This is a genomic window from Pseudoflavonifractor gallinarum (assembly GCF_014982855.1).
In the GTDB taxonomy this organism is placed as follows: domain Bacteria; phylum Bacillota; class Clostridia; order Oscillospirales; family Oscillospiraceae; genus Pseudoflavonifractor_A; species Pseudoflavonifractor_A gallinarum.
In genome coordinates this window covers 93,401-109,513 of the sequence record NZ_JADCKF010000007.1, presented here as the reverse complement: position 1 = coordinate 109,513, position 16,113 = coordinate 93,401, and the positions used below count along the sequence as shown (strand labels likewise).

Genomic DNA, 16,113 nt, shown 5'->3' with positions numbered 1-16,113 from the left:
TCATCTCCTTTGTGGAAGGAAGTCAGGCTCAGCCAAACAGGCGGGCCAGAGAAGTGTCATAGGGTACGCCGTATTTGACCGACTCGATGAGACTCACCAGAGCATGGAGCTCCAGGTCCTTCAGAGTGAGGTAGGCCATGGCGGTATAGATCGAGGGAGTGCCATGGGTGAGCTGACGGCGGTTGAAGGTATAAAAGGCCCGGCGGAAGGCGTCCTCCAGCTCCTCCACCCCGCCGGAAGAGAGACCGGCGGCATAGGGAGTGTCCCGGAGCGGCTCCCGCGCACTGGAGAGGTCCGGTGCGGCGCACAGGGCGCGGATCATCTCGGGGCGCAGGCGGTAATTAAAGGGGAAGAGGACGGGCAGATAGTCCGACTGACCGGGGAAATAGGTCTTGAGACGGAGAATATGGATCAGATTGAACCAGTCGATCTGCTCCCCATAGGAGCGCAGCAGCACCGACTTGGTCTCTCCCCGGTAGCACTTGTGGATGATATGGTACATGTGGGAGAAATACGTGGAACGGAGCAGGGTTTCCGCTCCCGTATAGTCGGGGAGAGTACCCGCCTGGGCCGGACGCAGCCGCCGCAGGGCGGGGGCATAGATGGTATCCCGGGCCGCGGCGGTCAGCCCGTCAAAGTCCGTACAGGAGGCGAGGGCCTGGAGGTCCAGCGTGCTGTGCAGAATGGACCGGGGAAGGGGCGAGAGGGGGTGGCCCGCCTTGAGCCGCCGCAGGGTGGAGAGGATGGCCCGCTGTTCCTGGAGCAGGATGGGGAAGGAGAAGAGGGCCTTGTCCGCCCGTGGGATAAAGTGGAGCAGCTTGCGGTAATCGGTCCGGAACTGGTCCCAGAGGGCCAGCTCCAGCTCCACCCGGCCGATATAGACGCCGCCCGCGAGGCGGGCGGCGCAGGCGGACCAGGCCGGATGGCTCCGCAGATACTCGGAGAGCTCGGCCTCGGTCCGGAGAGAGGCCATATGTTCAAAGTCTGCCAACCGGAGTCGCTTTCCATACAGGGCGTGGACCTTGGAGGAGAGGGCGCCGTACTCCATCTGTGCTCGGATCATGGCGTCTGCCCCACCACCCGGGCGAAGAGGACGTCCACCCACTCCTGCTGATGGGCGCGGTATGCCCCCTCCAGCGCCTCCATGGCGTGGGAGAGGCGCGCATCCACCGCGGCCATGGACTCGGCAGCGAGCTGCGCCTCGGTCTCCTCCACAATGGAGATCCGGCGCTGGGCCCGCTCCAGATACCGCTGCCGCAGCTGGGCGCATTCCCGCTCCAGATCGGCGTCCAGGGAGGCCTGCTTCTCCCGGGCCTCCTGCGCCAGCGCACTGGCGCTGTGTTCGGCGGATATGATTCGGTTGACGAGATCGATGTATTCCATAAAGCGTTCTCCTTGAAGGAACCGTGGATACTCCCGGCACAGACCGATGGGGCCAATGGATGGGAAGAAATGGACAGAATCAGCGAATATGATTCATCATATCACTGGATAAATGAAAATTCCAGTGAAATTTTAACGAAAATGTAGAAAAGATTTCTATATTTTCGACAAAAAATTGTGCAGGATGGCAGAGTTTTGTCGAGGGAAAGGGCTGCTATTGTATTCGACATACACCAGGGAGTATAATAATCAAAATTAGGACCATGCCTTTTGTTTGGAATAAAAATGGGAGAAGATAGGAGGAAACTTGCATGAAAAAACTGCTTCAACTCCTGGAAGAGGACTGTACCCTCACCCATGAGCAGCTGGCCTCCATGTCCGGTATGACGGTGGAGGAGGTCGAAAAGACCATCCGTATGTATGAGGAAGAGAAGATCGTGCTGGGCTACAAGGCCATCGTGGACTGGGACCGCACCGACCGGGAGGCGGTCACGGCTCTCATCGAGGTCAAGGTCACGCCGCAGCGGGGCGAGGGATTCGACCGGGTGGCCGAGCGCATCTATCAGTATGACGAAGTGGAGAGCGTCTATCTCATGTCGGGCGCCTTTGACCTGACGGTCATCATCTCCGGCCGCACCCTGAAAGAGGTGGCCCAGTTCGTGGGCCAGCGTCTGGCTACGCTGGAGGATGTGACCGGCACGGCCACCCACTTTATCCTGAAAAAATATAAGGAAAAGCATCTGATTTTTGAAAAAGCCGAGGAACAGGAGAGGGAGCTGATCTTCTCATGAACTATGAAAACATTCTGTCCGACCGGATCAAGAACGTCCAGCCCTCCGGGATCCGGCGCTTCTTTGACATCCTGGAAGAGATGAAGGACGCCATCTCCCTGGGCATCGGTGAGCCGGACTTTGTGACCCCCTGGCACATCCGGGACGCGGGCATCTACTCCTTGGAGAAGGGATTTACCAAATACACCTCCAATGCCGGTATGGCCGAGCTGCGGCGGGAGATCGCCGCCTATCTGAACCGCCGCTTTGATTTGCAATACGACTTTGCCAGCCAGATCATCGTCACGGTGGGCGGCAGCGAGGCCATCGACCTGACCCTGCGCTGCCTGGTCAATCCGGGGGATGAGGTCATTGTCCCCGTCCCCTCCTTTGTATGCTACGGCCCGCTGGCCAACATGGCGGGGGCCACGCCGGTGCTGGTGGAGACCAAGGCGGAAAACGAGTTCCGTCTGACCGCCGACGAGCTGCGTGCCGCCATCACTCCCCGGACCAAGGTGCTGGTGCTTCCCTTCCCCAACAACCCCACCGGAGGCATCATGGAGCGCAAGGACCTGGAGGAGATCGCCAAGGTGCTGGAGGGAACCGACATCATGGTCCTCTCCGACGAGATCTACGCCGAGCTGACCTATGGGCAGCACCATGTCTCTCCGGCCAACCTGCCGGAGCTCAAGGACCGGACCATCGTGGTCAACGGCTTCTCCAAGAGCCATGCCATGACCGGCTGGCGCATGGGCTATGTCTGCGGTCCCAAGGAGATCATCCGGCAGATGCTCAAGCTCCACCAGTTCGGCATCATGTCCGCCCCCACCGTGAGCCAGTACGCCGCGGTGGAGGCCATGCGCAATGGCGACGTGGACATTGAGAAGATGCGGGACGAGTACGACGGCCGCCGCCGCTACCTGGTGGAGGGCCTGCGGCGCATCGGTCTGCCCTGCTTTGAGCCCAAGGGCGCCTTCTATGTCTTCCCGGACATCCGCTCCAGCGGACTGAGCTCCGATGAGTTCTGCGAGCGGTTCCTGATGGAAGAGAAGGTGGCCGTCATCTCCGGCTCCGCCTTCGGTCCGGGCGGCGAGGGCTTTGTGCGCTGCTGCTACGCCACGGGGATGAAGGACATCGCCGAGGCGCTCACCCGGATGGACAACTTCCTCACCAACCTGCGCAAGAAGCAGGCCCGGGAGGGATAACGCTGCCGGAGCGTGACCGAAAAAGGAGGAGCGGGATGTACATCGTTTGTCTGGACCTGGAGGGGGTGCTGGTGCCCGAGATCTGGGTGACCTTTGCCCGGGAGCACGGCATTCCCGCGCTGGAGCGCACGACCCGGGACGAGCCCGACTACGGAAGGCTTATGGACTACCGGCTGGCTCATCTGCGCCGGCATGGGCTGGGCCTGCGGGAATTGCAGGAGACCATTGCCCATATGCGCCCCTTTCCCGGGGCGAGAGCCTTTCTGGACGAACTGCGCTCCTTCACCCAGGCGGTCATCCTCAGCGATACCTTTGAGGAGTTTGCAAGGCCCCTGATGGAGCAGCTCAACTGGCCCACGCTGCTGTGCAATCGTCTGGAGACAGCCGCCGACGGGAACAACATCACCGGGGTACACCTGCGCTGCCCTCAGACCAAGCTCACCACAGTGCGGGCGCTGCAATCGGTCGGGTATGAGACCATTGCCGCCGGGGACAGCTATAACGACCTGGACATGCTCCGGGCCGGAAAGGCGGGCTTCCTCTTCCGCAGTACCCCGGCCATCCGGGCGGCCCATCCGGAGCTGCCGGCCTGCGACACCTATGAGGAACTGCTTGCGGGGATCCGGAGGGCGATGGATCTGCCGGCGCCGGAAAGGAAGGGAGAACCATGATGCCATCAGATGCGCATGTGCCCTTCGGGCGTGCGGATATTTTGCTGCCCCGCGACTGCTCCTATGAAAAATGGGCAGTGGTGGCCTGCGATCAGTACACCTCACAGCCGGAGTACTGGCAGCGGGTGGAGGAATTTGTGGGCGGCGCTCCCTCCGCCCTGCGGCTGATCCTCCCCGAGAGCTGTCTGGACGGTCCCAATGTGGAGACCGACATCGTGGAGATCAACAATACCATGACCCACTATCTGCGGGAGGAGCGCTTCCGCCGGCTGCCCGCCTCCATGATCTATGTGGAGCGGACACTGGAGGGCGGCGCGGTGCGCCGTGGCCTGCTGGGTGCGGTGGATCTGGAGGCCTACGACTATGAGGAGGACTCCCGTGCGCCGGTGCGCGCCACCGAGGGGGTAGATCTGAACCGGCTCCCGCCCCGGGTGTCGCTGCGGAAGAACGCCTCGCTGGAGCTCCCCCACGCCCTGCTGCTGGCCGACGATCCGGAGGACCGCCTCATGGGATGGCTCTCCGGCGAGCGGGAGTACATGGAGCCCCTCTATAACTTTGATCTGATGGAGGGGGGCGGCCATCTGCGGGGGTGGAAGCTGGGGCCGGAGCAGCTGGCCCATGCGGAGGCGCTCCTGGGGGAGATTCTGGCCCCTGAGACCTTCCGGCGGTGCCACGGAGCGGAGGGATGGCCCATTGCTCTGCTGGTGGGGGATGGGAACCACTCTCTGGCCACGGCCAAGGAGTGCTATGAGCGGCAAAAGCGCCTGACACCGCGCGAGCAGTGGGAGAACCTCCCGGCCCGGTACGCCCTGGCCGAGCTGGTCAACCTCCACGACGAGAGCCTGACCTTCGAGCCGGTCCACCGGGTGCTCTTCGGCGTGGAGCCCAGTGAGGTTCTCGCCGCGCTGGTGCGTTTTTATCCGGGCGCCCACTACGGCGACGGAGCGGGGCATGTGCTCCGCTATGTCCACGCAGGTGGGGAGGGATGCGTCACCGTGCCCGCCCCGGATGCGGCGCTGGAGATCGAGACGCTTCAGCGGTTTTTGAATCACTATCTCCACCGCATGGGTGGACGAATGGACTACATCCACGGCGGGGAAGTGGCCCGCCGTCTGGCGGGCAGGGCGGGTAACCTGGCCTTCCTGCTGCCGGCGCTGGACAAGGAGGCACTGCTCCCCGCCGTGTGGAGAGATGGAATGCTCCCCCGCAAGACCTTTTCTCTGGGCCGGGCCCAAGACAAGCGCTTCTATCTGGAAGCCCGCAAGATCCGCTGAATGGAGGAGACGGTATGGAACCAATCGTGACCAAGGCCCGCGCCAAGCTGAATCTGACTCTGGACGTCCTGGGGAAGCGGAGCGACGGGTACCACGACCTCTGCATGGTCATGCAGTCGGTGGCCCTGTGCGACACCGTGACCATCCGCCGGGAAGCGGAGCGGGGGATAGCGGTGAGCTCCAACCTGGATTTTCTCCCTACGGGGAAGAACAATCTGGCCGCTTCGGCCGCACTCCACCTGTGCGAGGCGGCCGGTATGGACCCCAATGGCCTGCGCATCGATCTGGAGAAGTCCATTCCGGTCTGCGCCGGTATGGGGGGCGGGAGTTCGGACGCCGCGGCGGTGCTCAATGCGCTCAACCAGGCCTGGAAGCTGGGGTATGCACCCCAGGAGCTGGCTGCCCTGGGGGAGCGGGTGGGCTCAGACGTCCCATACTGCGTCCTGGGCGGAACTGCGCTGGCCGAGGGGCGGGGGGAGATACTCACCCCGCTGCCCAGCCTGCCCTGGTGCTTTGTGGTGATCTGTAAGCCCCACTTTGCGGTGTCCACCCCGGAGCTCTTTGCCCGGATCGACGGGATGAAGCTCCACTGCCATCCGGATACCCGGGGAATGCTCCAGGCCCTGGAAAATGGCGACGTGCTGGGTGTGGCCCGGCGGATGTACAATGTCTTTGAGGATGTGCTCCCCCGCAATCAGGGGGGGACCGTGGCCGAGATCAAGACCGAGCTTATCCGCCACGGCGCGCTGGGGGCCTGTATGAGCGGCACGGGACCCACTGTGTTCGGCCTCTTTGACACCCTGGTGGGGGCCTGGCGGGCCTACCACGATCTGCGCCAGACCTACACGGAGACCTTCCTCACGGTCACCATCTGAGCGGGAGCGTATACAGTATATTGAAAAAGGATCGAACGGTTTTCCACCGTCCGATCCTTTTTTGTGGAAAGAGGTTTAAGTTCCATCCGCCGTGTCCACACTAAAGGCACTACATAACGTGGACGGTGAGCGATATGAAAGAGCGGACTGGAAGTAAAAAGACTACATTGCGCCGGTGGGAATTGGCCCTTCTTCTGGGGGTGGCGGCGGCAGCCCTGTGGGGGGTGCGCCTGGATGGGGAGCAGGCCGCCCTGGCGGACAAGGTGGTGCGCCTGCATGTGCTGGCCAATTCTGACACCCAGGAGGACCAGGCGCTGAAGCTGGCGGTGCGAGATGCGGTGCTGGCCGCCGCGGACGGGGTGGTCCCGCCTGGGGCGGAGTTGGAGGAGGCCGAGCAGGCCCTCACCCAGGCCCTGCCTGCCATTGCCGATGCCGGGGCCCGTGTGGTGGGCGAGCAGGGGTACTCCTATCCCGTCACAGCCTCGCTGGAGCACGACGTGTGGTTTCCCACCAAGGAGTACACCGACTTTGCCTTCCCCGCAGGGGAGTACACCGCTCTGCGGGTGACCATCGGCGAGGGCGGCGGCCGCAACTGGTGGTGTGTGGTCTTTCCGCCCCTCTGTCTGGGCTCGGTGACCGAGAACACCGCTGAGACCGCCCTGGAGGGCGGACTGGAGGACCGGGAGGTCTCCCTCATCACCGGGGAGGACGAGGGCTATGTGGTCAAATTCAAGGCCATGGAGCTGCTGGAGGAATTCCAGGGCTGGCTGGAGGGATAGAGGCGCTCCACGCTCTTTTGTGAAATGTGGAGAAAAAACAAACCGCTCCGTTCGGGAAGTCGTATTTGCGGGAGTTTGGTATCTGTGATACAATAACAAGCACTGTGAATCGATGAAAAAAGGATTTGATCGTATGCTCAACCGTGAACAGGAGCTGCGCTTCTGCAAGGCCAGAAGAGCGGCCATCGCACTGGACTATTCAAACCTCAATCCGGAGCAGCGCCGGGCGGTTCTGGCCACGGAGGGCCCCCTTCTGCTGCTGGCGGGCGCGGGAAGCGGAAAGACCACCGTCCTCATCCACCGGATCGCCAACCTGATGAAGTACGGCCGGGGCTCCGACTGTGACGAGGTGCCCGAGTGGGTGGGGGAGGAGGAGCTGAACGCTCTGGAGAGCTATGTGGCCAACCCCGATCCCGCGCGCAAGGAGGCAGTGGAGCGGCTGTGCCGGGTGGAAGCGGCAGTGCCCTGGTCCATCATTGCCATCACCTTTACGAACAAGGCGGCGGGAGAGCTCAAGGCCCGGCTGGAGCAGATGCTGGGCGCCTCGGCCAATGACATCTGGGCCAGCACCTTCCACTCGGCCTGTGTGCGCATCCTGCGCCGGGACATTGAGCGCCTGGGCTTCCAGAGCTCCTTCACCATCTACGACACCGCCGACTCCGAGCGGGTCATCAAGGACATCAACAAGGACTTTGGGCTGGACGACAAGTCCTTCCCCCCCAAGACCATTCTGGGGTATATCTCCCGGGCCAAGGACGCCATGAAGCTGGGGGCGGATTACCTCAAGGAGTGCGAGAAGTCCGGGGACTTCCGGCTGACCAAGATCGCCAAGGTCTATGTGGAATATGAGCGCCGCCTGCGGGAGGCCAACGCCCTGGATTTTGACGACATCATTTTACATACCGTTCGGCTGCTGCTGAATTTCGATGACGTTCGGCAATATTATCAGAAAAAATTCCGTTATGTACTCATTGACGAGTATCAGGACACGAACCATCTCCAGTATCTGCTGGCCTCCACCCTGGCGGGGGGACGGGAGAACATCTGCGTGGTGGGCGATGACGACCAGTCCATCTACCGCTTCCGCGGGGCCACCATCGAGAATATCCTCTCCTTTGAGCAGCAGTACAAGGGGGCGCGGGTCATTCGGCTGGAACAGAATTACCGCTCCAGCCGGAACATCCTGGAGGCCTCCAACGCCGTGATCCGCAACAACCAGGGGCGCAAGGGCAAGGAGCTGTGGACCGATCAGGGCGAGGGAGACAAGGTCAAGTGCTATACCGCCATGAACGAGCACGATGAGGCCCAGTTTGTGGCCGCCCAGATCCTCTCCGATCTCTCGGCGGGCAAGGCGTGGAAGGACCATGCCGTCCTCTACCGGATGAACGCCCAGTCCAACCAGATCGAGCAGGCCTTCAAGAAAAATGGCATTCCCTACCGCATCATCGGCGGTATCCGCTTCTTTGACCGGGCGGAGGTCAAGGACATGGTGGCCTATCTGTGCGCCATCAACAATCCCAACGACGATCTGCGCCTCTCCCGTATCATCAACAATCCGCCCCGGGGGATCGGCGCCACCACCATCGAGCGAGCCCAGGACCTGGCCCTCCAGACCGGCCGCTCCCTGTGGGAAGTGGTCAAGAGTGCCCGGGAGTTCCCCGAGCTCCAGAAGGCCGCCCCCAAGCTGGGACAGTTTACTGAGATGATGGAGGACTTGCGCCGCCTGGCCGGTGAGATGGACCTGCCCGCCTTCTACGAGGAGCTGGTGGAGCGGACCGGCTATGTCGCCATGCTGGAGCAGAAAAAGACCATTGAGGACCGCACCCGCCTGGAGAACGTCCACGAGCTCTCCTCCTCCATCCAGAACTATCTGGACAATGCGGTGGAGGAGCCCAGCCTCTCCGGCTTCCTGGATGAGATCGCCCTCTATACCGATCTGGATAACCACGACTCCGGGGAGGACTGTGTGGTCATGATGACCATGCACTCGGCCAAGGGACTGGAATTCCCGGTGGTCTTTGTGGTGGGCGTGGAAGAGGGAATTTTCCCCGGCATCCGCGCCATCGGGGAGCCCGACGAGATGGAGGAGGAGCGCCGCCTGTGCTATGTGGCCATGACCCGGGCCAAGGAGCGGCTCTATATGACCTGCGCCTCTCAGCGGATGCTCTTCGGCCGCACGAACGCCAACCGGCCCTCCCGCTTCCTGGGCGAGATCCCGGAGGCCTATGTGGAGAAGAGCGGGCGCAACTTCCGCTCCGAGAATGAGAGCGGGGAGGGCGGCTGGCAGCCGCCCCAGCGCCGGGTGCGTCCCAAGCCCGTCTTTGACCGGGGCTACTCGGTGGGCGGCTATTCAGGCGGCTATTCCGCCGGAGCGGGCAGCAGCGGCCAGACCGGTCAGACGACGGCCCCGGCAGGCCGGGGCGTCAGCATGTCCCGGCCCACAGCGGCGGCTCTCCCCAACTTCCAGAAGGGGGACAGCGTGGTCCACAAGGCCTTTGGTAAGGGACTCATCACGGGGCTCACCCCCATGGGCGGGGACGCTCTGGTGGAGATCGCCTTTGAGAAGAGCGGGACCAAGAAGCTGATGCTCAAAGCGGCAGCCCAGCATATGACCAAGGAATAAACAACAAGAGGAGCGACCTTCCGGCCGCTCCCCAGTGTGTGGAATAGATTGGATATATTCCGGTCCTCCGTTTGACCGGAACGGTTAGAGAAGCGGCTCGTTGAGGAGCTCCTCAAAGCTGCGGATATACCGGTGGGAACAGGCGCGGATCTCCGCCTGGCTGGTCTCATAAAAGGGATCGTACACCCCCACCACCCGGATGCCGCTCTCACGGGCGGTACGGCAGGCGCCGGGGGAGTCCTCGAAGAGGACACACTGCTCCGGCAGTACGCCAAGGCGGGAGAGCACGGTCTGAAAATAGCGGGGGTCCCGCTTTTCCATGCCCAGCTCCTGGGCGAAAAAACGGCGGGAGAAGACCGTTTCCAGGCCGTGCCGCCGCAGGACAGCCTCGCACAGCTCCGGCACGCAGGCGGTGACCAGCACCACGGTTTGCCCCGCCTCCTGGCAGCGACGGAGAAATGCCCCGGCGCCCGGCTTCAGAGGAACGTGGTGGGCATAGGCATCCCGGGCCTGCTCCATCCACTCGGCCATGATGGCCTCCGGCGTGTCGGTCAGCCCGTAGTAGTCCCGGGTAAACTGTGCTGCCACCGGGAGGATGGAGTGGCCCACCGTGTGGCAGTATTCCGGGGTGGGGCGCAATCCCCGGCGGGAGAGAAAGCACTCATCCACCGTGACCCAAACGCCGTTGGAGTCGATGAGTGTGCCGTCCAGGTCAAAGAGCAGCATGAATAGGACCTCCGTTCTGATCCGGAAATATCGGAAAAATTTCCCCTCAGGGGATCGATTGAAACATATCATACCACATCAAGGGAGTGGAAACAATCTGTGAATGAACATCTCATGCGCCGCCTGGCAAAGCCCATGCTCTTTGCCGCGGCATTCATCTGGGGCTCCTCCTTTTTCATCATGAAGGGTGCGGTGGACGTGATTCCCACCTTCTACCTGCTGGCCATCCGCTTTACCGGAGGGGCGGCTCTGCTGGCCCTGATCTGCGGGAGAAAGTGGAAACGCTTTACGGCTGACTACCTGTGGCGGGGTGCCATCATGGGGGCCTTTCTCTTCCTGGCCTACTCGGTGCAGACCTTTGGACTGGCCGAGACCACGCCCTCCAAAAATGCCTTTCTGACGGCGGTATACTGTGTGCTGGTCCCCTTCCTCTACTGGCTGGTGGCCCGGCAGCGGCCTGACCGCTATAATATTCTGGCGGCGCTGCTGTGTATCTCCGGCGTGGGTCTGGTCTCCCTGACCGAGTCCTTTACCGTGACCCGGGGAGACGCGCTGACCCTGTGCTGCGCGGTGTTCTATGCCAGCCACATCGTCTCGGTGGCCAAGGTCTCTCCCGGAAAAGACATCTACATTCTGACGGTATTCCAGTTCTTCTGGGCGGCGGTGTATGCCTGGGTGTGCGGTCTGCTCTTCCAGCAGTTCCCGCCGGTGGAGACACTGCTGAATGCGGACATGGTCATCCAGATGGGCTACCTCATCGTGATGGCCACCACGGTGGCCCTTCTGTTCCAGAACGTGGGACAGGTCTGGTCCGATCCGGCCTCGGCCTCGGTGATCCTTTCGCTGGAGTCGGTGTTCGGGGTGCTTTGTTCGGTGATCTTCTACGGAGACCCGGTGACCGGCCGCCTGCTGGCGGGCTTTGCGCTGATCTTTGTGGCCGTGGTGTGCTCGGAGACCAAGTTCAGCTTCCTGCGTCGGAAATCGGAACATCCGGCCCAGAGCGTGGGATAAAACCGGATGAGCCGGAGCGATCCGTCCGGGAGGAGCATGCTCCTCCCGGACGGAAATGCGGAACAGGGGTTGACAAACCGGCTGGCAGAGCGTATACTGCATTACAACAACCGAACACTTTAAACCAGTGATGAAGAAAAGTAGCCGATGTGATGGATGCAAAGAGAGCTCCGGGTGGTGGGATCGGGGTCTGAAATCCGCGTGTGAATGGTCTTCAGAGGGCGGCTTGAACGGGAAACTCAGTAGATGCCGACGGGACCCCACCCGTTATCCATCGGGCACGTATGATGGTACGTGAAGCGAGTGGACGTCGCAAGACGTCAATTTGGGTGGTATCGCAGAAGCTGACGCTTTTGTCCCAGGAAGGGGACAGAGGCGTTTTTTTATACCCTGTGGGGCAGCTTCCTCTCTGGCCGCTGGCAACGGCCCCTCCATCGCCCACCCAAACCAATTTTGGCTCCAAGAGCCCATATGGAGGTAACGACTATGAAACAGAACACGATGATGAAGAAAACCCTGGCCCTGGCTCTCGCTCTGGGGATGCCCCTCGCCCTGACTGCCTGCGGCAGCGCCGACTCCGGAGAGTCCGCTGAGGCGGATGGGGCCTACAAGGTAGCGGTGGTCCGCCAGCTGGACCACGCTTCCATGAACGAGATCCGGGACGCCATTACCGCCGAACTGGATGCCAAGGCCGCCGAGCTGGGAATCGCGATTACCTATGGTGACTTCAACGGCAACAACGATCCCTCCACTCTGTCCCAGATCGGGGCGCAGATCGTGGCCGACGGCTATGACGCCATCATCCCCATCGGGACCACCGCCGCCCAGCAGATGGCGGCCACGGCCCAGGCCACCGAGACTCCTGTGATCTATGGTACCGTCAGCTACCCCGAGACCGCCGGTCTCACCGGGATCTCCTATGTGACGGGCACCAGCGACGCGCTGAATGTGGAGCTGCTGCTGGACATGATGCTAGCCCAGAACCCTGAGGTGGAGACGGTGGGCCTGCTCTACTCCACCAGCGAGGTCAACAGCGCCCCCGCGATTGAGACCGCCAAGGCCTATCTGGACAGCAAGGGGATCTCCTACCTGGACAAGACGGGCAACACCACCGATGAGATCGTGGCGGCCGTCAACTCCATGCTGGACCAGGTGGACGCGGTCTTCACCCCCACAGACAATGTGGTAATGAACGCGGAGCTGGCCATCGCTCCCATCCTGACCGAGGCGGGCATCCCCCACTATGCCGGAGCGGACTCCTTTGTGCGCAACGGCGCGCTTGCCACCTGCGGCGTGAACTACACCGACCTGGGTACCCAGACCGCCGACCTGGCCCTGGAGGTCCTCCAGAGCGGCCAGGTGCCCACCGATTTTGTCACCGTGTCGGGCGATATCATCACGGTCAATCTGGATACCGCCGCTGCCCTGGGCGTGGACACGGGGGTGTTCTCCTCCCTGGGCTCCAGCATGGTGGAGGTTCATACGACCCAAGAGTAACATGAAAAGCCCCCGCCCATTCCGGGCGGGGGCTCAGCCTGAGAAAGGAGCGATCCCATGCTCACGATTATCCAGTCCGCCCTGGAAGCGGGGTTTCTCTATGCGCCCGTTGCGCTGGCTCTGTTTCTGAGCTTTTCCATCCTGAATATCGCCGATATGACCACCGACGGGGCCTTTGTCCTGGGAGGCGCAGTGTCCGCCGTGTGCTGTGTGTCCGGCCACCCTATCCTGGCCCTGCCGGCCGCCATGCTGGCCACCGCCGCGGCCGGTTTCATCACCGCTTTTCTCCAGACCAAGCTGGGGGTGCCCTCCATCCTGGCGGGCATCGTCACCAACATCGGCCTGTACAGCATCAACCTGATGGTCATGGGGACCAGTAACCTGTCCATCTTCCAGAAAGCGAGCATCTACACCCTGGCCAGGGATGCCGGCTTTGCCGGGAGCTGGTATAAGCTGGCCGTCACGGCGGGCATCGTACTGGTGGTCTGCGTGCTTCTGGTCCTCTTCCTGGGCACCCGGCTGGGCCTGTCCATCCGGGCCACCGGGGACAATGCGGATATGGTGCGCGCCTCCTCCATCAATCCCACCTTTACGATCACCGTGGGCCTGTGCGTGGCCAACGCCATGACCGGACTATCCGGGGCCATGGTGGCCCAGTACAACACCTTTGCCGAGGTCAACGGCGGCACCGGTATGGTGGTACTGGCCCTGGCCGCGCTGGTGATCGGGGAGACCCTCATCGGCAAGGGCTCCATGGTCCGCCGGGTGCTGGGGGTGCTCTTTGGCAGCATCCTCTACCGCCTGATCTATTCGGCGGCCCTCCGGGCCAATGTCCCGGCCGACTACATGAAGCTGGTCTCGGCGGTCATCGTGGGCGCCGCCATTGCAGCGCCCACGGTGCGGCAGTGGGCGGCCTTCCAGATGCGCAAGCGCCGTGCCCTGGCCGGACGAAAGGAGGAGCAGTGAGATGCTGGAGCTCAGAAATCTTTCTAAGACCTTCAACCCCGGAACGGTCCACGAGAAAAAAGCCCTGTGCGGCGTCAATCTGAAACTGGAGAAGGGGGACTTTGCCGCCATTGTCGGCTCCAACGGGGCGGGGAAATCCACCCTCTTCAACGCCATTGCGGGGGACTTCTTTCCCGATGAGGGCAGCATCATGCTGGGCGGGGAGGATCTGACCTATCTGCCTGCCTACCGGCGCAGCCGCAACATTGGCCGACTCTTTCAGGACCCTATGCGGGGGACCGCCCCCCATATGACCATCGAGGAGAATCTGGCCCTGGCCTATCTCCGCACCGCCAAGCACCAGCGGGCCTTTTTCAGCCGGGTGAGCAAGGCGGACAAGGCCTTTTTCCGGGACCAGCTGGCCCGGCTGGACATGGGACTGGAGGACCGGATGGGCCAGAGCGTGGGGCTCCTCTCGGGCGGACAGCGGCAGGCCCTCACCCTGCTCATGTCCACCATGGTGCCCCCCAAGCTGCTGCTGCTGGATGAGCACACCGCGGCATTGGATCCGGGGACGGCGGAAAAGGTGCTCCGCCTCACCCGGGAGATCGTGGCCGAGGCGGGCCTTACCTGCCTGATGATCACCCACAACATGAAAAGTGCCCTGGAACTGGGCAACCGCACACTGATGATGGATTCCGGCCGCATCGTGCTGGACCTGAAGGGGGAGGAGCGCCAGGGCATGACGGTGGAGGACCTGCTCCAGCGGTTCCGCGCCGGGGCTGGAAAGGAACTGGACAACGACCGGATCTTGCTCTCCGATCGGTAAAAGATGGAACACGGATGCCGCCTGCGTGCATCCGTGTTCCGTTTTATGGGAACAAATTGGATTGTCTTTTCGTCTCAGAGGGTATACAATAAACCAAAGAGTTTCCGAAATGGAAAAAACGGGGAATCGGATCCCCGGCAGAACAACGGCGAGGTGTGACATGGGAGACATTTTATATATCGTAGTGCCCTGCTATAACGAGGAGGAGGTGCTGCCGGAGACAGCCAGGCGGCTCAAGGAGAAGATGGAGCATCTCATCGCCGCGGGCCGGATCTCAGAGGAGAGCCGGGTGCTCTTTGTGAACGACGGCTCCCGGGACAAGACCTGGAGCATGATCGAAGGGCTCCACCGGGCGGACCGCCGTTTCTCCGGCGTGAATCTGACCCGCAACCGGGGCCACCAGAACGCCCTGCTGGCCGGGCTCATGACGGCGAAGGACCGGGCAGACATGGTCATCTCCATGGATGCTGACCTGCAGGACGACATCGACGCGGTGGACGCCATGGTGGAGCAGTACTATGCCGGATGTGACATCGTCTACGGGGTGCGTTCCAGCCGGGAGAAGGACACCTTTTTCAAGCGCTTCACCGCCGAGGGTTTTTACCGCGTGATGAACTTCCTGGGGGCGGAGACCGTGTTCAACCACGCCGACTACCGCCTCATGTCCAAGCGGGCGCTGGAGGGGCTCGCCCAGTTCAAGGAGGTCAACCTCTTCCTCCGGGGCATTGTGCCCATGATCGGCTATACCACCGGCACGGTGGAGTACGAGCGGGGCGAGCGCTTTGCGGGTGAGAGCAAGTATCCCCTCAAGAAGATGCTCTCCTTTGCCATGGAGGGAATCACCTCCCTCTCCACCAAGCCAATCCGGTATATCACTGTGCTGGGCTTTCTGGTGTTTGTGGTGAGCATCCTCATGCTCATCTACTCCATCGTCCGCTGGGCCAACGGGGAGACCGTCATCGGCTGGGCCAGCGTCATCTGCTCGGTGTGGGCCATCGGCGGACTCATTCTGCTGGCCCTGGGGGTTATCGGCGAGTATATCGGAAAGATCTACCTGGAGACCAAGGAGCGGCCCCGCTTCCTCATCAAGGAGGTGCTGGACCAGCATGAAGGAGACTAAATTCCTGGACGCCTCCATCTGGAAGTTTCTCCTGGTGGGGGTGGGGAACACCCTGCTCTCCATGGTGCTCATGTTCGCCCTGGAGGGGTTGGGCTACTGGCCCTCCACCGCTATCGCCTATGTGGCGGGGGCGGTCATGAGCTTTTTCCTCAACCGGTCTTTTACTTTCCGCAGTCAAGAGACCATGGGCCGCTCGGCGGTAAAATTTGCCCTCAATGTGGCGGTGTGCTATCTGGTGGCCTACGGCATCGCCCAGCCGGTGATGGAGCTCCTTCCCCAGCCGGTGTTTGTCCCCGCCATCTGGTGGGAGCGGCTGACCAAGCTGGTGGGCATGGGACTCTACACCGTCCTCAACTACTTCGGACAGCGTTTTTTTGCCTTTCAGAAGCAGAAATGAGCGCGGCA

General features: G+C 62.1%; 16 protein-coding genes and 1 other annotated feature. Of the genes, 13 read left to right on the top strand and 3 right to left on the bottom strand.

Annotated features, from left to right (window positions below; all coding sequences use genetic code 11):
* Nucleotides 1–28: 28 nt before the first annotated feature.
* Both INF37_RS08980 and INF37_RS08975 read right to left on the bottom strand, forming a co-directional pair.
* On the bottom strand, nt 29–1,063 hold the full coding sequence (locus INF37_RS08980) for a V-type ATPase subunit (RefSeq protein ID WP_193537798.1): 1,035 nt from the start codon (nt 1,061–1,063) through the stop codon (nt 29–31).
* Nucleotides 1,060–1,383, bottom strand: a complete 324-nt coding sequence (locus INF37_RS08975) for a hypothetical protein (protein ID WP_101691390.1) — start codon at nt 1,381–1,383, stop codon at nt 1,060–1,062. Before INF37_RS08975 ends, INF37_RS08980 begins: the two co-directional genes overlap by 4 nt.
* 311 nt (nt 1,384–1,694) lie before the next feature.
* Between INF37_RS08975 and INF37_RS08970 the strand changes: the two genes are divergently transcribed.
* The 7 genes from INF37_RS08970 (at nt 1,695) to INF37_RS08940 (ending at nt 9,580) form a co-directional block, all read left to right on the top strand.
* Nucleotides 1,695–2,174 carry an Lrp/AsnC family transcriptional regulator gene (locus INF37_RS08970; protein ID WP_101691389.1) on the top strand — a complete coding sequence of 160 codons (480 nt, stop codon included), beginning with the start codon at nt 1,695–1,697 and terminating at the stop codon, nt 2,172–2,174.
* Nucleotides 2,171–3,358, top strand: coding sequence for a pyridoxal phosphate-dependent aminotransferase (locus tag INF37_RS08965; protein ID WP_101691388.1), 1,188 nt, complete (start codon nt 2,171–2,173; stop codon nt 3,356–3,358). The genes INF37_RS08970 and INF37_RS08965 overlap by 4 nt, the downstream gene beginning before the upstream one ends.
* A gap of 35 nt (nt 3,359–3,393) precedes the next feature.
* A complete protein-coding gene (thrH, locus tag INF37_RS08960; protein ID WP_193537796.1) occupies nt 3,394–4,029 on the top strand; it encodes a bifunctional phosphoserine phosphatase/homoserine phosphotransferase ThrH in 636 nt (211 codons plus the stop codon).
* Nucleotides 4,026–5,303 (top strand): DUF1015 domain-containing protein, encoded by a 1,278-nt coding sequence (locus INF37_RS08955; protein WP_235964276.1) that lies wholly within the window; start codon nt 4,026–4,028, stop codon nt 5,301–5,303. The genes thrH and INF37_RS08955 overlap by 4 nt, the downstream gene beginning before the upstream one ends.
* A gap of 14 nt (nt 5,304–5,317) precedes the next feature.
* Nucleotides 5,318–6,178 carry a 4-(cytidine 5'-diphospho)-2-C-methyl-D-erythritol kinase gene (ispE, locus tag INF37_RS08950; protein ID WP_101691385.1) on the top strand — a complete coding sequence of 287 codons (861 nt, stop codon included), beginning with the start codon at nt 5,318–5,320 and terminating at the stop codon, nt 6,176–6,178.
* 134 nt (nt 6,179–6,312) lie between these two features.
* Nucleotides 6,313–6,957: a stage II sporulation protein R gene (locus tag INF37_RS08945; protein WP_186964128.1), complete on the top strand. Its 645-nt coding sequence runs from the start codon at nt 6,313–6,315 to the stop codon at nt 6,955–6,957.
* Nucleotides 6,958–7,090: 133 nt separating this feature from the next.
* Nucleotides 7,091–9,580 carry an ATP-dependent helicase gene (locus INF37_RS08940; protein WP_193537794.1) on the top strand — a complete coding sequence of 830 codons (2,490 nt, stop codon included), beginning with the start codon at nt 7,091–7,093 and terminating at the stop codon, nt 9,578–9,580.
* Nucleotides 9,581–9,664: 84 nt separating this feature from the next.
* Here the strand turns inward: INF37_RS08940 and INF37_RS08935 are convergent, their stop codons facing one another.
* Nucleotides 9,665–10,306: an HAD family hydrolase gene (locus INF37_RS08935; RefSeq protein ID WP_193537792.1), complete on the bottom strand. Its 642-nt coding sequence runs from the start codon at nt 10,304–10,306 to the stop codon at nt 9,665–9,667.
* 99 nt (nt 10,307–10,405) lie between these two features.
* Between INF37_RS08935 and INF37_RS08930 the strand changes: the two genes are divergently transcribed.
* The 6 genes from INF37_RS08930 (at nt 10,406) to INF37_RS08905 (ending at nt 16,105) form a co-directional block, all read left to right on the top strand.
* The gene (locus INF37_RS08930; protein WP_328821060.1) at nt 10,406–11,317 is read left to right on the top strand and encodes a DMT family transporter; all 912 of its coding nucleotides are present in this window, start codon (nt 10,406–10,408) and stop codon (nt 11,315–11,317) included.
* Between the two features lie 118 nt (nt 11,318–11,435).
* Nucleotides 11,436–11,681: a binding site (T-box leader), on the top strand.
* 122 nt (nt 11,682–11,803) lie between these two features.
* The gene (locus tag INF37_RS08925) at nt 11,804–12,814 is read left to right on the top strand and encodes an ABC transporter substrate-binding protein (RefSeq protein WP_235964275.1); all 1,011 of its coding nucleotides are present in this window, start codon (nt 11,804–11,806) and stop codon (nt 12,812–12,814) included.
* A gap of 57 nt (nt 12,815–12,871) precedes the next feature.
* The gene (locus INF37_RS08920; RefSeq protein WP_193537790.1) at nt 12,872–13,780 is read left to right on the top strand and encodes an ABC transporter permease; all 909 of its coding nucleotides are present in this window, start codon (nt 12,872–12,874) and stop codon (nt 13,778–13,780) included.
* 1 nt (nt 13,781) lies between these two features.
* Complete coding sequence (locus INF37_RS08915; protein ID WP_193537788.1) at nt 13,782–14,588, top strand: ABC transporter ATP-binding protein; 807 nt, start codon at nt 13,782–13,784, stop codon at nt 14,586–14,588.
* Between the two features lie 160 nt (nt 14,589–14,748).
* Nucleotides 14,749–15,708 (top strand): glycosyltransferase family 2 protein, encoded by a 960-nt coding sequence (locus INF37_RS08910; RefSeq protein ID WP_101691379.1) that lies wholly within the window; start codon nt 14,749–14,751, stop codon nt 15,706–15,708.
* Complete coding sequence (locus INF37_RS08905) at nt 15,695–16,105, top strand: GtrA family protein (RefSeq protein ID WP_193537786.1); 411 nt, start codon at nt 15,695–15,697, stop codon at nt 16,103–16,105. The genes INF37_RS08910 and INF37_RS08905 overlap by 14 nt, the downstream gene beginning before the upstream one ends.
* Nucleotides 16,106–16,113: the final 8 nt, after the last annotated feature.

Bases quoted from the DNA above. Each gene is read 5' to 3' on its own strand.
- INF37_RS08970 (WP_101691389.1), top strand. From the start codon at position 1,695: ATGAAAAAACTGCTTCAACTCCTGGAAGAGGACTGTACCCTCACCCAT.
- thrH (WP_193537796.1), top strand. From the start codon at position 3,394: ATGTACATCGTTTGTCTGGACCTGGAGGGGGTGCTGGTGCCCGAGATC.
- INF37_RS08935 (WP_193537792.1), bottom strand. From the start codon at position 10,306: ATGCTGCTCTTTGACCTGGACGGCACACTCATCGACTCCAACGGCGTT.
- INF37_RS08955 (WP_235964276.1), top strand. From the start codon at position 4,026: ATGATGCCATCAGATGCGCATGTGCCCTTCGGGCGTGCGGATATTTTG.
- INF37_RS08920 (WP_193537790.1), top strand. From the start codon at position 12,872: ATGCTCACGATTATCCAGTCCGCCCTGGAAGCGGGGTTTCTCTATGCG.
- INF37_RS08945 (WP_186964128.1), top strand. From the start codon at position 6,313: ATGAAAGAGCGGACTGGAAGTAAAAAGACTACATTGCGCCGGTGGGAA.
- INF37_RS08940 (WP_193537794.1), top strand. From the start codon at position 7,091: ATGCTCAACCGTGAACAGGAGCTGCGCTTCTGCAAGGCCAGAAGAGCG.
- INF37_RS08905 (WP_193537786.1), top strand. From the start codon at position 15,695: ATGAAGGAGACTAAATTCCTGGACGCCTCCATCTGGAAGTTTCTCCTG.
- INF37_RS08915 (WP_193537788.1), top strand. From the start codon at position 13,782: ATGCTGGAGCTCAGAAATCTTTCTAAGACCTTCAACCCCGGAACGGTC.
- INF37_RS08975 (WP_101691390.1), bottom strand. From the start codon at position 1,383: ATGGAATACATCGATCTCGTCAACCGAATCATATCCGCCGAACACAGC.
- INF37_RS08980 (WP_193537798.1), bottom strand. From the start codon at position 1,063: ATGATCCGAGCACAGATGGAGTACGGCGCCCTCTCCTCCAAGGTCCAC.
- INF37_RS08910 (WP_101691379.1), top strand. From the start codon at position 14,749: ATGGGAGACATTTTATATATCGTAGTGCCCTGCTATAACGAGGAGGAG.
- INF37_RS08925 (WP_235964275.1), top strand. From the start codon at position 11,804: ATGAAACAGAACACGATGATGAAGAAAACCCTGGCCCTGGCTCTCGCT.
- INF37_RS08965 (WP_101691388.1), top strand. From the start codon at position 2,171: ATGAACTATGAAAACATTCTGTCCGACCGGATCAAGAACGTCCAGCCC.
- ispE (WP_101691385.1), top strand. From the start codon at position 5,318: ATGGAACCAATCGTGACCAAGGCCCGCGCCAAGCTGAATCTGACTCTG.